Source organism: Bacillus sp. NPDC094077, from assembly GCF_050279465.1.
Lineage (GTDB): Bacteria > Bacillota > Bacilli > Bacillales > Bacillaceae_G > Bacillus_A.
In genome coordinates, this window is sequence record NZ_JBNNUF010000010.1 from 108,312 (window position 1) to 123,968 (window position 15,657).

The 15,657-nt window shown below is 35.3% G+C and carries 10 protein-coding genes; 7 read left to right on the top strand and 3 right to left on the bottom strand.

Annotated features, from left to right (window positions below; all coding sequences use genetic code 11):
* Genes ACQKNR_RS21480 through gerKA form a run of 3 tightly spaced genes read right to left on the bottom strand, consistent with a single transcriptional unit; the run spans nucleotide 1 to nucleotide 3,695 of the window.
* On the bottom strand, nucleotides 1–1,125 hold the full coding sequence (locus ACQKNR_RS21480) for a Ger(x)C family spore germination protein (protein ID WP_427320392.1): 1,125 nt from the start codon (nucleotides 1,123–1,125) through the stop codon (nucleotides 1–3).
* On the bottom strand, nucleotides 1,106–2,212 hold the full coding sequence (locus tag ACQKNR_RS21485) for a GerAB/ArcD/ProY family transporter (RefSeq protein ID WP_427320394.1): 1,107 nt from the start codon (nucleotides 2,210–2,212) through the stop codon (nucleotides 1,106–1,108). The genes ACQKNR_RS21480 and ACQKNR_RS21485 overlap by 20 nt, the downstream gene beginning before the upstream one ends.
* Entirely contained in the window at nucleotides 2,193–3,695 is a 1,503-nt protein-coding gene (gene gerKA, locus ACQKNR_RS21490; RefSeq protein ID WP_427320396.1) for a spore germination protein GerKA, read from the bottom strand. Before gerKA ends, ACQKNR_RS21485 begins: the two co-directional genes overlap by 20 nt.
* 407 nt (nucleotides 3,696–4,102) lie before the next feature.
* Here gerKA and ACQKNR_RS21495 point away from each other — a divergent pair, with 407 nt between their 5' ends.
* The 7 genes from ACQKNR_RS21495 to ACQKNR_RS21525 all read left to right on the top strand — a co-directional run bounded on the left by ACQKNR_RS21495 (nucleotide 4,103) and on the right by ACQKNR_RS21525 (nucleotide 15,582).
* Complete coding sequence (locus ACQKNR_RS21495; RefSeq protein ID WP_427320398.1) at nucleotides 4,103–5,935, top strand: GAF domain-containing sensor histidine kinase; 1,833 nt, start codon at nucleotides 4,103–4,105, stop codon at nucleotides 5,933–5,935.
* Between the two features lies 1 nt (nucleotide 5,936).
* Complete coding sequence (locus ACQKNR_RS21500; protein WP_427320400.1) at nucleotides 5,937–6,578, top strand: response regulator; 642 nt, start codon at nucleotides 5,937–5,939, stop codon at nucleotides 6,576–6,578.
* A gap of 402 nt (nucleotides 6,579–6,980) precedes the next feature.
* A complete protein-coding gene (locus ACQKNR_RS21505) occupies nucleotides 6,981–11,222 on the top strand; it encodes a S8 family serine peptidase (protein ID WP_427320402.1) in 4,242 nt (1,413 codons plus the stop codon).
* 258 nt (nucleotides 11,223–11,480) lie between these two features.
* On the top strand, nucleotides 11,481–12,080 hold the full coding sequence (locus ACQKNR_RS21510; protein WP_427320404.1) for a TasA family protein: 600 nt from the start codon (nucleotides 11,481–11,483) through the stop codon (nucleotides 12,078–12,080).
* A 200-nt stretch (nucleotides 12,081–12,280) separates the two neighbouring features.
* A complete protein-coding gene (locus ACQKNR_RS21515) occupies nucleotides 12,281–12,967 on the top strand; it encodes a CPBP family intramembrane glutamic endopeptidase (protein ID WP_427320406.1) in 687 nt (228 codons plus the stop codon).
* Nucleotides 12,968–12,990: 23 nt separating this feature from the next.
* The gene (locus tag ACQKNR_RS21520; protein WP_427320408.1) at nucleotides 12,991–13,962 is read left to right on the top strand and encodes a phosphotransferase enzyme family protein; all 972 of its coding nucleotides are present in this window, start codon (nucleotides 12,991–12,993) and stop codon (nucleotides 13,960–13,962) included.
* A 159-nt stretch (nucleotides 13,963–14,121) separates the two neighbouring features.
* Nucleotides 14,122–15,582, top strand: a complete 1,461-nt coding sequence (locus tag ACQKNR_RS21525) for an alanine/glycine:cation symporter family protein (protein WP_427320410.1) — start codon at nucleotides 14,122–14,124, stop codon at nucleotides 15,580–15,582.
* The last annotated feature ends 75 nt before the right edge of the window (nucleotides 15,583–15,657 follow it).

The following is a 15,657-nucleotide window of genomic DNA, read 5'->3' on the forward strand; positions in this document are numbered from 1 at the left end:
TTACTTTAAGACACCACTATATAAAATGTTTACTTCTACTTCTGGTTTAAACTTCACTTTTGCATAATCTTTCTTCCAATTTTTCTTCTTCCATACTTCTGGATGATAAGCGATAAGGTTTCTACCAATACCGAAAGCATCACAATTTGCTTTTTGTAGTTTTTTCGTTATTTGTTTTGCTTCTTTTGTGAGCTGTTTAGATAATTCTTTATTTAGTTTTTTCCTCTCTTCCATTTTATCAAGATGATCTCTTGGAGCTTCAAGAGCTATTACTCTTAGTTGTAATTTAATATGAGCATAAACATTTCCTTTTTTATCTGTTGTCACTTTTAAGTCTCGTTTTAGTTTGCGATTGCTCACTTCCATTGTTAAATAATCAGATGTTTGCTCTGATTCATCGCTAGTAAGTTTTTGGGTTATACGGGCACTTGTTCCCATTTTTCCGGTTAATAACACGAATAAAACAGCTTGTTTCAGGGGTAAATGACCAGTTAATTTATCTTTATTAAATAAAGATAACCCGTCTGTAATAACTTCTTTTCCTTTTATTTTTATAGAAGGGAGAGTGAAGTCTTTACCTGGATCTAACATTTTTGTAGCAGCTGTTTCTAAAGTTTCTTTTGGAAATACACTCATATCTTCTAAGCTTTTCACTTTTTTCTTTAGAAAATCTCCAATTAGTAAATTTCCTACTTTCTTTTTTTCGAGTATCTCGGATGTTTCACCATCTACTGCAATAAGTTTTACTAAAGCAGTTGGGTTTGTTGGGTCTCGAAAGCTGACATCTAAATAGGGTAGTATACCTTTTTTTTGAATTTTTGTTCCTAGTAATTGAACGCCATATTTAAAATAACGAATATTTCCAGTCACATTTTTTTTCAGTGCATCGCTTGTATCCCTTATGTTATGCCCAGTTGCTGAATGTACTTCATTCTCGAATGAAGATTGCTCTCCGCTTGAGCTTTTTACGAGTTCGACTGTTTGCTGAAGTTTATTTTCTTCTGTAATATCACATCCAATACTATAAGCTAATCGGGCCTCTCTTTCTGGTTCTTGATCCCAACAACCAGAAAGGAGTGAACTAATGCATAAGATTGCACTTAATTTAATTATTTTTTTTTGCATATTGTGCTCCTTTCTTATTTCTGAGTAAGGAATAAAGAAGAAATAAAAAAGGTAAGATTACTATAAAAATATAGGTGAATTTATCAGTGAATTGTGCAAGGGCTTTTAATTCTTCAGGTGTATCTATAAATAAGGCTACACTAAAAGCAATAATACCAACGATTGGAACAGCTTTTTTATGATTAGCAAGATTGAATATATGTCCAATTCCTATTGAAGCAGCGCAATAATAACTAGCAATAGAAGCTACGACTGTTATCATCCATATTGGTATAAAAAGTAAATCAGTCCGGTCTACAATCCCGATATGCAAGGAGCGTAGTAAGTAAGCAACTGGCTCTGGAATAAGCTCAATTTGCTTTGGACTAAATACGATAAAGCAAATCCAAACAGTAAAAGTATAAAAAAGTGTTACAAATCCATTAGCGATAGAAATAGCTTTTAGTCTTGCTAAAGGGTTCCCATTTACTTTTGGAAAAGCGATAAGAATAATTTCAAAACCATACATGGCTGTAATTGTTTCTTTTGATGCTTGAATAATATTCCACCATCCAGCCTCTGTAATGGGGAATATATAAGAAAAATCAGCACGTGTAAGCCCTAGGGCAATTAAAAGAGCCATGGGAAAAATGAGAATAGAGGCCATGACATAAAATCGTACAATGACTTTAAACGTATTATAAGCTACATAACAACAAGCTATTGTAAATAATATGAGAATTGCGTACCAAGGAGTTGCTTGCAAAACCCATACTTTAATGACGTTACATACATTTAACATAACGGTCATACCGATAAGGGTAAAATAAAGAATATATGAAAAACCTAATAGTTTTCCGAATTTATTACCAAACATCATAGAAGCAATTTCATACATATCTGCATCAGGAAACCTTCTTAATAAAAACCACATAAGTAAAATGATAAGTTGAATTGCCAACCCAGCGATGAGGGCAGAAATCCATCCGCCGCCTTTAGCAATTGGGTGAAGACGGTTTGGTAGAGAAAGTATACCAACACCGATCTGACATTGAATAACGAAAAAGGTTAATTGAACTAGCGAAATTTTACTTTGCGTGTTTGTCACCGTTCTTATCCTCTCTCGTTACATGTTGTCGTTGCATTTTTTTCGGCTTTGGATCATGTGGTCGTTCCCAAAATGACCAAATTGGTAGCCTTACAAAGGAATCTTTCATATCTTTTATCCGCATCGGAGCAACAGGAGAAAGATATGGTGTATGAAATGAATGTAACTGACATAGGTGAACGAAAGTTATAATTAGGCCAAATGATATTCCTACATATCCGAATATGGCAGCCAGAATCATTAATGGGAAACGAAGAATCCGAACTGCTGAGCTCATATCGTTTGATGGAACAAGAAAAGATGAGATTGCAGTTAAAGCTACAACGATAATCATTGTGTAAGAAACGAGTCCAGCTTTTACGATCGCATCCCCAATTACTAAACCGCCTACAATACCGATTGTTTGTCCAACGCGGCTCGGCAGACGAATACCAGCTTCTCGTAATAACTCGAAAATTAACTCCATTAAGAGAGCCTCCAAAATAGGAGGGAGCGGTACTTTTTCTAATGAAGCTTTAATCGTATAAACGAGTTCGAGCGGTAACACATCAGGGTGAAAAGCAACCGTTGCGATATATAAAGCTGGTAAGAGAAAGGCAATTAAGAAACTCACTAAGCGAATCATCCGTACAAAAGAACCGACAATCCAGCGGTTATTATAATCATCTGGCGATTGATAGAAAGCGAATAACGTAACAGGAACGATAAGGGCTGTTGGATCTCCGTCGGATAAAATAGCAACTCGTCCCTCCATTAAATTTGCAGCCGTCCTATCTGGACGCTCTGTATTTAATTGCTGCGGAAATGGCGAAAAAGAAGTATCTTCTATAAATTCTTGTAGGTAGCCTGGTGGCATTAGTGCATCCGTTTTGATCATTTCTAATCTTCTTTTCACTTCTGTAACAAGATCAGCATTAGCTATATTTTGAATATAAGCAATAGCTACTTTTGTATGCATTTCTTCACCGAGTGTAAAATACTTAATAACTAAATTCGGACTTTTAATGAGTTTACGAATAGAGGCTAAATTAGTTGCTAAATCTTCTACGAAACCAGTATGCGGTCCACGTACAATACCTTCATTATCAGGCTCTGTTATATCTCTTTTTAAAGATAGAGCTGTTTCAAAAATACAAAAGCTTTCGACATGCTCATGAAAATATAATGATTTCCCTTGTAATAAAAGTTGCACACCATAATTTAAATTCGTTTCTTTTTTCATATTCAATGTAGAAAAAGCTTTATCTAAAGACAGCTCAGCTCGAGTTAATAGAGGCTCAAGAGCAAGCTGATGAATTAAATTTGGATCGGCTAAAGATTCGATATATAAGATTGTTCCTTTTCCGTTTTGAAAAGGAACATCTAATTTTTTTATATCATCTGAATGGGAAAGTTTGTTTTCAATGTAATTAATGTTCTCCGGAAGTGATGGAAACATATGCTTTTTGCTATCATCTTGTTGTGAATTTTCCTGTTCGGCCATAATTTCCACCTCGTTTAGAATAAAGTTACTTCTGTTAATTTTTGTTTTTTATGAGAAAATTATGCTTGGAGTATTTGAAAAAGTAGCTTGAAAGTTCTGTTGCGTTATCTTCTATACTTAAAGAAAATGAAAATTAGGGGAATAGAAAGAAAGCGTATATTAGATTGGCGATATTCATATATATCTTTTGTACTATAGGAGGGTAAGCCTAGCGGCATGCATAATTACATCATTTGATGAATAGGAAATTTATGAAAAGCGATTTATACTACTAGTATTGTGTCTTGCCTTTTTAGGTGCAGTACACAGCCGGTGATTGGCTAGTGGAGGTTCTTCCATTTTGCCAGTGCCGGTTTTTTATTGGATAATAGAGAAAATGAATTTCTATAAAGAAAGAAGGGGTTGTTTTGAAAGATGTGAATTCTATCTTTATGAGAGAAAAGATTGCTAGTTCTTATCTTTATTTTATTTCTTTTCTTGGTTTGATTACTATAACTATATCTTTACTTGAAATTAAAATCCCTTCTCATCCAACAATACTAATATTGTTATTACTATTTATGGGGATTGCAGAGTATTTTCCTGTACGGTTTTGGAGAGGAACTAGCTCGCTTACCTTTCCGATAATTTACGCTATGAGTTGGCAGTTTGGAATCCATATAACTATTATTGCTATTGTACTCGTTACGCTAATTCTTCACCTGCATCGTCGTTCACCGATACAAAGAATGTTATTTAATAGTACTCAGCATGCGCTTAGTTTGATCTTGGCGGAATGGTTTTCAAATAAATGTCTGACCTTATTAATTAACAAAATGGATATGTCAGTTCTGTATGAAAATTTAATATCTTTGTTATTATTTTGCGTGTTTTTTTGTTTTTTCAACAATCGCTTTTACGATCTGTTAATGATACTCCTTCCGCAGCCATATTCGATCTATCAGTGGTATAAAAAAACTGTAACGGTATTTCTTTGTGAAACTTTTGGTTTCTCTTATGCGGCCCTGATGCATGTATTAATTAGTACATATAGTGTGGAAATAAACGAGATTACAGTACTGTTTTTCTTTTTCCCACTTGTAGCAATTTCAGTTATTAGTTCTTTTTCTGTACGGATAAGGATGGAGAAGGAACGATTATATGAGCTGTTTCTTATTACGACAGAAATGAGTCGTGAACTAACCGGAGGAAACTTGAAACATATTAAAAAAGCACTTAAAGGTTTTTTTGGAATACAAGCATATGTAATATGGACAAAAGATGATGGAAATTGGAATCTTCTATTAAAAGATGGGAAAGTCCACCTTGATATTTCTGATGATTCAGACAAGTTTGAAGCGTTTGAGGAAATCTCTAAAAATCTTGTATTTAATGACTGGAAAACTGGTACGGCTCCTGGAGATGAAATATTTGATAGTGTCATACGCTCGCTTGTATATTTTCCTCTTATTGTAAATGATGAATTAGTTGGAATATTTGTTGCAGGGAAAAGTAGAACTGCGGGTTTTTTTCCGGAAGATGTACAGTCGTTAGCTACGTTTTCTAACCAATTAGCTAACGTAGTTAAAACAAGGATATTGATTTCTGAACAGAAAAAAAGAATGATTTTAGAAGAAAGAAATAGAATTGCACGCGAAATTCACGATGGTATCGCGCAAACATTGGCCGGGGTGATATACCAACTAGAATCTGCGCAGAAAAAATACCGTGATAAACCAATAGATATGCAGCAAATAGTAGAGAAAAGTATAAAAGATTTAAGAGGAAGCTTAGGAGAAGTTCGCTATTCTATTTATGCTTTAAAACCATATCCGACACAACAATTAGGGCTTAAGCAGGCGATAGCAAGTAAAATAAAATCTTTAAAACAAGAATATAAAATAGATATTACATATCATGAAAGAGGCCATGCACGTGCGCTTAGCTTTTCAAAAGAAAGAGTTATTTTTGATACATTACAAGAGAGTTTACAAAACATTGTAAAACATGCACAAGCAGAAAAGACTGATGTTTTACTCAGCTACCAAAGTGAACACGTGCTTTTAAGGGTTAAGGATAATGGGATTGGCTTTTCGCTATTCGAGTCTATGGTTAAAACGAAGAATGAGCCACATTATGGTATATTACATATGAATGAACAAGCTGAACAATTAGGGGCTACTTTACAGATTGATAGTTCTGTAGGGAAAGGGACAGAAATTACATTATTAATTCCAGATTCACAAACAAGGGGTGCGTAAAATGATTAAAATATTAGTAGTTGATGATCATGCTTTTTTACGAGACGCAATTCGGAGTATACTAGAGGATGAATCTGATATGAAAGTGGTTGGAGAAGCTAGCTCTGGGGACGGAGTATTGGGAAAAGTAGAAGAATGCAGACCAGATTGTATTTTGATGGATATTAATCTTCCGGTGAAAAATGGGATTGAAGCTACAGAGTTAGTGAAAAAAAATTATCCGAATTGCCGAGTACTTGTGTTTACAATGTATGAGCATGATGAGTATTTAATGGATGCACTCCAGGCTGGTGCTGATGGTTATTTATTGAAGGATTCATCATCGGAGCAGGTAGTAGCAGCAATTCGAATGTTATATCGAGGCGATTCAGTTATTCATCCGCGTATGACTAAAAAATTAATTACATATCATCAGCAAAAAATGAAATTAGAATCCAATGAAAATGAACTGACGGAACGTGAAAAGGAAATTCTCTTTGAATTAGTAAAAGGACTTAGTAATAAAGAAATTGCTGAAGCTCTATATATTAGTGATAAAACAGTTAAAATTCACATCAATAAAATTTTTAAAAAACTAAATGTGAAAAGTCGATCGCAAGCGGTGATTTATGCTGTTCGAAATCAATTGGTTCCGTTGGATTAAATAAGAGATGTTTAAAAGAACTATCGTGTTTCTTTATTCTATATTACAAAGAATAAAGGGCAAGGTAGTTCTTTTGTACTATTTAGGCATAGAATCATTAGAAAAAAGATACTCCTTTTGTTTAATTTTCAGAAAAATCAGAATGTGGAATAATAAATATAGAATTACATTTTAATCCTATTAATAATTCATTTTGTGAAAATCTTTTATTGGAAATAAATTGTTGGGGGGCTTCTATAGAAAGATTAAAGTGAGTGATTAGCTATATGGGGATGGTAGTAGTGTGGAAAATTCTTAATGATGCAAAATAAAAGTTTAAGATTAATAGAATTTTCAATGCAAAATGGGAACTTAAGAATCAATTTGTTTAGAAAAATAATTTTAATAATGGGGAGATGCAATATGAAGCGAGGGAAATTTGGAAAGATTCTTATTGGAACGCTAACAGTTGGAATGTTATTGTCTCAAGGAATTCCATATAACGTATTGGCGGAAGAGGTAAATACATCTACTTTAACTGGGATTGATGATGCAAATGCTATCTTGAAAGGTCTTACAAAGGAACAACGTAATGCCTTAAAAACGTTGGATACAAAACCAGGTTTTGTTATTTCACCAGGCATCAATACAGCAAGTCCTAATAATGTGAATGTGATTATAGAATTTAAGCAAGCACCTAGCAAGATTGAGGTGTTAAAACAAGCGGCTAAAGGGAAAAAGTTAGCTCTTTCAAATGCGGAACAAAAGGTAGAGGCATCCCATAAAGGATTTAAAGCAGAGCTTGAACAGCTTCAAAAGAATAAAGATAAAGGGACGAATTTTAAATCTGCCAAAATAACAAGAGAATATAAGAATGCTTTTAATGGTGTAGCGATTTCGTTACCTGCGAATATGATTGAAGACTTAGTTCGCACTGGTATTGTTAAGCGCGTATGGGAAGATCAAGAGATTAAAATTGATTTACCGAAAGAAACAGCTAAGACGGCTGTCGAACCAAAAATGGCAGATAGTGTACCACAAATTGGTGTGGACAAGCTACATGCTGAAAACATAACAGGTAAAGGAATTAAGGTGGGGGTACTGGACACAGGCATTGATTATAACCACCCTGATTTGAAAGATGCATATAAAGGATATCGTGCAAAGCAAGGTGAAGATCCAAGCAAAATAGATCCGAACTCAATAAAAGGATGGGACTTTGTTAATAATGATGCTGATCCAATGGAGACAACGTATAAGGATTGGCAAAATTCTGGAGGATATCCCGAAATTTATGATGGAAGTGCATACTATACATCCCATGGTACTCATGTAGCTGGGACGATCGCTGCAGACAAAAAGAATAATGTTGATTACGCGGTTACGGGAGTCGCTCCAGATGTAGACTTATATTCATATCGTGTATTAGGACCATATGGAAGTGGTCAAACAAGCGGCATTCTTGCTGCGATTGATAAAGCAGTGAAAGACGATATGGATGTTATCAATTTATCGTTAGGTGCGGCTATTAATGATCCTTTATATCCTACTTCTGTGGCAGTGAACAATGCCATGTTAGCTGGTGTTGTTACAGTAGTAGCGGCAGGTAATAGTGGTCCAGGAGAAGGGACAATTGGATCACCTAGTGCGGCGGCACTTCCAATTACAGTTGGAGCAAGTGACGCTGCGATGTCTATCCCAACGTTTTCTGCCGCTGCAGGTGATTTACATGTGGATAAGATGATGCTACTTGGAAAAAGCTTTACTGATAAGCTTGAAGACTTAAAAGGTCAATCCTTATCGGTTGTATATGCAGGACTTGGGAAATCAGATGATTTTACAGGAAAAGATGTAAAAGGAAAATTAGCGCTTATCCAACGCGGTGAGATTACATTTGATGAAAAAATTAAGAATGCGAAGGAAGCAGGAGCAAAGGCTGTAATTGTATATAACAATGTTGATGGTGAAATCACAAGTTATCTCGGAGAAAGTACTTCATCTATTCCATCGTTCCGCTTAACAAAAGTAGATGGTGAGAAATTACAAGCAAACGCTGTCCAAGGGGATGTGGCTTTAGCATTTGGAGAACTTAATAATATAAAAACAGAGGGAGATCACTTAGCCGATTTCAGCTCTCGTGGTCCTGCAACTAAAACAGATGATATTAAGCCGGATATTGTAGCTCCGGGTGTGTCTATTTTCTCTACTGTTCCTGAATATATTAATGATCCAAAGGATGGAGAAAATTATCCGGTAGCGTATGGACGTATGTCAGGTACATCTATGGCAACTCCTCATACTGCGGGGGTAGCAGCACTCATTTTACAAGAACATCCAAACTATAGTCCATTTGAAGTAAAAGAAGCGCTTATGAATACCGCAGTTGACTTAAAAGAAGAGCGCTCTGTATTTGAGGTAGGCTCAGGCCGAATTGATGCATATCGTGCAGTTCATGCAGATACATCTATCGAGGTTATTGATAAAACATCAAACGTTGTAAATGATGAAGAGGTAGAAGTTGAAGAAAAAACAGGTTCTATTGCATTCGGGTATAAAAATCAACTCGGAAATGGACCTATTAAAGATAGTCGAAAAGTCTTAATTAAGAACAGCAGTAAAACAGACGGGAAAGAGTTCAAATTAGAAGTAGAGTTTTCACCTACAAGTGTAGGTGTGCAGGATGCAGCGAAGAATGGTGTGAAGCTGAACGTACAAGATTCTATTAAAGTGGCTCCTGGTACATCAGGGGAAATTAGCCCTGAAATTATCATTCCAGAAAATGCTGAATTTGGTAGATATGAAGGATATATTCATATTTCAAATAAAAACAATGAAAAAGAAGTATATCAAGTGCCATTTGCCGTTAAATTCACAGAAAAAGGGATTGCGTCTGTAGATTTACTAAGAGACACAATGGCAACAGATGCATCTAAATTCCATCCATTTATGGAAAGACCAAGTTCGCCGTTGGCATTTAAATTAAATAGTCCTCTTGAAACCATTGATGCAGTTGTGAAGGATCGAAAAACAGGAAAGGCATTAGGAGTCGTTGGTACACTTAATGCAAGCAGTCTAGCACCGAATGTTGAATATATGATGTTTTCTGGTATGGGAGGGTATGTACTTCCATTTACAGGAGATCCTGCTCATCCAATTGGGGATAAACCTGTTATGTTGCCTGATGGAGATTACGAATTGAACTTCGTTGGATATGATAAAGAAGGAAAATCTTATACAAAAGGCGATAGCATTATCATTGATAATGTAATACCTGAAATGAAATTTAAGGATGTACAACCTGGTATACATGAAGTAAATGATTCCATGTTTAAAGAAGAAGACGGTCAGCGAGCATTATGGGTACACGGTAATATTTATGATTCTACAGTGGATGCATTAAAGGCAAAAGGCCTGCAGTATGACCAAAAAGCTAATCAAATTGTATATTATCAAAACTCGGCCTTTCCATCAGGTTGGTTGAATACAATTCAAGCAAATGGTGATTTTAAATTTGGAGTACTTCCAGAGGAAATAAATGAACCGTTAACTTTAAAATTATTTGGATATGACCTCGCAACTGCAGGGGATATGGCAACCGGATTTAAAGACTATGTTTTTGTTAGAGAGGGAACGGAATACGCTGTTCCAAGCTATGACAAAGATAAAATCAAATTAGGAGAGAAAATTACGTTAACTTTAAATCTCAATAATGTAAAGCAACTTATGACAGGAACATTTGAAATTCCTTATAACAAGCAGCTATTTAAATTTACAGATGTGAAACCAAATTCAGCGCTTACGGAATATGCAAAACAACATGGATTAAACTTGAAATTAGAAGACCCAGCTATAAATACAGAAGGAGCTTGGGAAAACAAGGTGAAAGTTGGTGCGTCGTTAGAAGGAAAAGAATTTAAAGGGTTAGATGGAGACACACCATTTTTAGATGTTACATTCGAAATGACAAGCGATGAATATTTTAATGATGTAACTGCATTTGGAGCAGATAAATTTTATTATACAAAATCTGGTGCAGCAGAAGGTGTTGAAATTCCTGTGTTTAAGGATAAATCCATCTCCATTATTTCGAAGCATTCTACAGTTAGAGGGTATATCGGACCAGAAGCATTCTTGAATGAAGATGGTTATTTAGGTAAGAACGACTACACAAAACTAGGAGCAAAAGTGTACGTAGTTGGCAAGGATGGAAAGAAATATACAGGAACGATTGATGATCATGGACAATTTGAAGTTCATAATGTTCCTGTAAGTGATAAAGAATATGATGTTTTCGTAGAGATGCCAGGTCATTTAAATAGTAAACTAACAACCAAAATAGGGAAAATGCAAGATGGAGAATTAGTGGGACAAAACTTTAGAGCTGATATGGATGACAACCTTGCAGGTGATGTAAACGGCGATAAAGTGGTAGATATTCAAGATGCTAGAATAGCAGCTTTATCGTATGGAAAAGGAAAAGTATCTGTAAAAGATGGAGATATAAATCAAGACGGTGTTGTAGATGAAATAGATATTCGTTTTATCGAGAAAAACTTCTTGAAAAAGGGTTCAGATGCTAAAGAAAATCAGACACCGAAAGAAAATGTAGGGCCAGTGACATTAGATAAAATCTTACGCTCTATTGGTTTAGAGCCAAAAAAATAAGGGGACACACTTCTAGGGTAAACGAAGCGATAAAGCAATGAACACAGAAGAAAATTGGTTTTACTAAAAACGAACCGGTAATGATTCACTGTAACATTACCGGTTATTCTTAAAATAATAGCTATTTGGGTACATGAAGTAAATAGTTTAAAGTTAGTTTGCTTTCGTTATGGGACAAGGTAGTTGCTTAATTATTATTGTTTGTGGGATGGAAATAAGGTTTGTAGTTTGAACTTTAAAAATAGGGGGACTTGTGAAATGAGTATTAAGAAAAAACTTGGTATGGGTCTTGTAACTGCAGCGCTTGGTTTATCTTTAATTGGCGGGGGAACATATGCGTATTTTAGCGATAAGGAAGTATCACAAAACACGTTTGCAGCGGGTACTTTAGATTTGAGCATTAATCCTGAAGTTGTTATTAATGTTGACAATATTAAACCGGGTGATGAAATGGAGCGCGGCTTTCAATTAGTTAACAAAGGAACCTTAGCAATAGGAGACGTGAAACTTCTTACAGATTACAGTGTAATCGATGCTAAAGGAGATAATGGAAATGCGGATCTTGGTGATCATATCCGTGTTGATTTCTTGTGGAATTTGGATAAAAATGAGGTTCCAATTTGGTCTACTACATTGTCAGAATTAAAGGTAGCTACGCAAAAAGGAAGTATTCCTGATCTAGTACAAAAAGGTGTTGTAGACCGAGAAGGAAATGGACTTGCTCCTGGTGATGATGATACTTTCTATGTAATGTTCACATTTGTAGATAACGATGAAGAACAAAATGTATTCCAGGGAGATACATTGAAGTTAAATTGGACCTTCAATTCAATGCAGGCAAAAGGGGAAGAGAAATAAAGATAAATGTTATATATGAGAATGAATTGATGAAGAATTGAGAAATAGTATTTTTAATAGTGTAAAGGTTGATTTAGTGAATCAACCTTTTTTGTGTTTTGTGAGAAAATTAAGCTTGGATTATTTGGAAAAAGGGGATTGAAAGTTACGTTACGTCATCTTTTATACTTAAGGAAACAAGGAGTAGAGGGATGGTGTATATGACTTTGAAAAGTATGTGGGGATGGAAAGAAATTTTATATTTATTTGTTTTCGTATTTCTGATTGTTCCAGTAACAGTTGAATCTCTTTTTTATGATTATGCTTTAAAAATAATAGGGAACTCATTATATACTGGAGTTTTAATGGGACTTATAATGGCGGCGGTATTTACTTTTGTAGTTTATCTTTTTTGCATAAAAAGATATAAACTGTCGTGGAAAGATATTGGAATTCGGAAGCTTTCATGGAAAGATTTTTTATGGACAGTTATAGCGCTGATTCTCTTAATTGTAGTTAGCGTTGCTGTATTAATGATAATGGAGAAAATGGATATTTCCTTTGAAAATAGTAAAACAGAGACGATCCAAAATGATAAATCAATATACGCGTTCTGCATCGCGGGAATTGGAGCGGCAGTTATATCACCAATATATGAAGAGATTTTATATCGAGGTGCTTTTTATACGTTTTTTCGTAATAAATATGGCATATGGAGCGGTGTACTTATAAGTTCCATAATATTTACCGTTGTCCATATTCCAACATATAACACATTACCGGTGAATTTTTTAAGCGGAGTAGTATTTGCGTGGTTATATGAGAAGACCAATTCTATTTTATCGTCTATGATTGCCCACGCAGTATTCAATTTCATAGCAGTACTTCTCACATTTATGTCGAATTAAGAAAATATATAGGAGGGATACATATGGAAATAGCCGTAGAACGTGTTTTTACGAAAGGGATATTAAAAAGAGCAGCAAGTTTGTTTCATGTGGCAGTGGAAGAAACTCCACTTGGTGATTTTGAAAACTATATTTTTAAGGTAAAGGATAAAAATGATGAAGATTACGTATTACGTTTAACGCATTCTTCTCATCGCTCTAAAAAAGGGGTAGAGGCTGAACTAGATTTTTTACGATATGTTGCGGAGAACGGAGCAAAGGTGGCAGGACCTCTTTACTCAATATCTCAAAATCTTGTAGAAGAAATCGTAGCAGAGGATGGGACTTTCTTTTTCGCTTCCTTATTTACATATGCAAAAGGTGAGCAAGTAAAAGGAGAAGAATCGCCTTATTGGGGAGATGCTTACTTTGAAGCGTGGGGAAAAGCGATTGGACAACTTCATCGACTTACAATGGATTACCCTAAAACAGATTACCGTGATACGTGGGAAGAGGACGAGAGTGGGATTGTTAATGAATTAGAAGATGAGAAAGTGAAAGAGATTGCTACAGTATTAATGGATGAAATAAAGGGTCTTCCGGTTGGAAGAGAGACGTTCGGCCTTATGCATGGCGATATTCATCCAGGGAATTTTCATTATGATGGAGAAGAACTTACCATCTTTGATTTTGATGATGCATCTTATAATTACTTCATTCATGATTTGGCAATGGTTCTTTATTACTCTGTTTTATTTACACCGTGGACAGTGGAGGAGAAGACAGAATTTGCCTGTAAACAGTTAAAGGTGTTAAGAAAGGGATACGAATATGAACACATTCTAGCTGATACCTGGTATGAATCGTTACCGTTATTTTTACGTTTACGTGATATAGGTTTATACGGCACGCTCCAAAAGAAATTTAAAGGGAAAAATATGCCAGATCATTTCAGAGAATTAGCTGAACAACTTTATGAAAGAATTATAAAAAGAGAAGCGATTGTGAATATATAATACATTCGTATTAAAACAAAGTATATAAAATAAATATATACTTTGTTTTTTTATACAAAAATATGTTTACTTTATTAAAATAATATTGTTATAGATTCGGTATACACTTATAATTTTATATATATTCTGAAAATTCTTTATAAAGAAGGAGGGGGAATGTTGGAAGCTTTCGTAAATTGGTTAAACAATATTGTTTGGAGTCCAGCACTTGTTTATTTATGTTTAGGCGTAGGTTTATATTTTTCTATTCGAACGAAGTTTTTACAAGTAAGGCATGTAGGAGAAATGGTGAAGCTGACATTTCAAGGAGAAAAATCAGAGGCTGGTGTTTCTTCTTTTCAAGCGTTAGCACTTTCGTTATCAGGACGAGTTGGGACAGGGAATATAGCTGGAGTAGCAACAGCGGTTGCATTCGGCGGACCAGGGGCTGTATTTTGGATGTGGGCAGTAGCCTTTTTAGGGGCAGGATCAGCTTATGTAGAATCAACACTTGCACAAATATATAAGACGAAACATCAAGGACAGTTCCGCGGTGGACCTGCTTATTACATTGAAAAAGGTCTAGGTGTGAAATGGTATGCTTTAGTATTCGTTGCAGCAACAATTCTTGCAACAGGACTTTTATTACCGGGTGTGCAAGCAAATAGTATCGCTGTAAGTTTAGAAACGGCCTTTGGAATTAATACTTCATTATCAGGAGCTGTATTAGTAGTTGTATTAGCTCTTATCATTTTCGGCGGAGTAAAGCGAATTGTTAACGTAGCACAAGTTGTAGTACCGTTTATGGCAGTTGGTTATATTTTAGTAGCTTGCGTTATTGTTGCTATGAATATTGAAAAATTACCAGAAGCATTTATGTTAATTATAAGAAGTGCATTTGCATTGGAAGCTGCTTTTGGTGGTATTATCGGTTTAGCAATCTCTTGGGGTGTAAAACGTGGTATTTATTCCAATGAAGCAGGACAAGGAACTGGACCACATGCAGCAGCGGCAGCAGAAGTATCACATCCAGCTAAGCAAGGTTTAGTGCAAGCATTTTCCGTTTACATTGATACATTATTTGTTTGTTCAGCAACAGCATTTATGATGATTATTACAGGCATGTATAACGTATTTGATGCAAGCGGAAAAAACTTTATCGTTAATAAATTAAACGGTGCTCAGCCAGGACCTGGATATACACAGGCAGCGGTAGAATCTGTTTTCCCTGGATTTGGAAACGGTTTCGTTGCAATCTCGCTCCTATTCTTCGCGTTTACAACAATTATGGCATATTACTACATTGCAGAAACGAATATCGCTTACTTAAATCGTGATAAAGATCGTCCGTGGATGTCCATGGTACTAAAATTTGTATTTTTAGGAGCTGTATTCTATGGCTGTATAAAAACAGCCGCAACAGCGTGGGCTTTAGGGGACATTGGTGTAGGAATTATGGCATGGATAAATATCATTGCGATTTTACTATTACAAAAACCTGCATTAGTTGCATTAAAGGATTATGAAAAGCAGAAAAAAGAAGGAAAAGATCCAGTATTCGATCCACAGCCGCTAGGAATTAAAAATGCTGATTTTTGGGAACATGAATACGGGAAAGATAAGAAGGAAGAAGTATCTTAATAGAATAGGAATGAAAGAGCAAAGGGAGGGCCCTTTGCTCTTTTTTTATGGGCAAAATGTAGCTAGAAGTTATTT

What these genes read in the sequence shown, in the direction of transcription:
- ACQKNR_RS21480 (WP_427320392.1), bottom strand. Translation starts at nt 1,125, where the DNA reads ATGCAAAAAAAAATAATTAAATTAAGTGCAATCTTATGCATTAGTTCA.
- gerKA (WP_427320396.1), bottom strand. Translation starts at nt 3,695, where the DNA reads ATGGCCGAACAGGAAAATTCACAACAAGATGATAGCAAAAAGCATATG.
- ACQKNR_RS21500 (WP_427320400.1), top strand. Translation starts at nt 5,937, where the DNA reads ATGATTAAAATATTAGTAGTTGATGATCATGCTTTTTTACGAGACGCA.
- ACQKNR_RS21505 (WP_427320402.1), top strand. Translation starts at nt 6,981, where the DNA reads ATGAAGCGAGGGAAATTTGGAAAGATTCTTATTGGAACGCTAACAGTT.
- ACQKNR_RS21510 (WP_427320404.1), top strand. Translation starts at nt 11,481, where the DNA reads ATGAGTATTAAGAAAAAACTTGGTATGGGTCTTGTAACTGCAGCGCTT.
- ACQKNR_RS21515 (WP_427320406.1), top strand. Translation starts at nt 12,281, where the DNA reads ATGACTTTGAAAAGTATGTGGGGATGGAAAGAAATTTTATATTTATTT.
- ACQKNR_RS21520 (WP_427320408.1), top strand. Translation starts at nt 12,991, where the DNA reads ATGGAAATAGCCGTAGAACGTGTTTTTACGAAAGGGATATTAAAAAGA.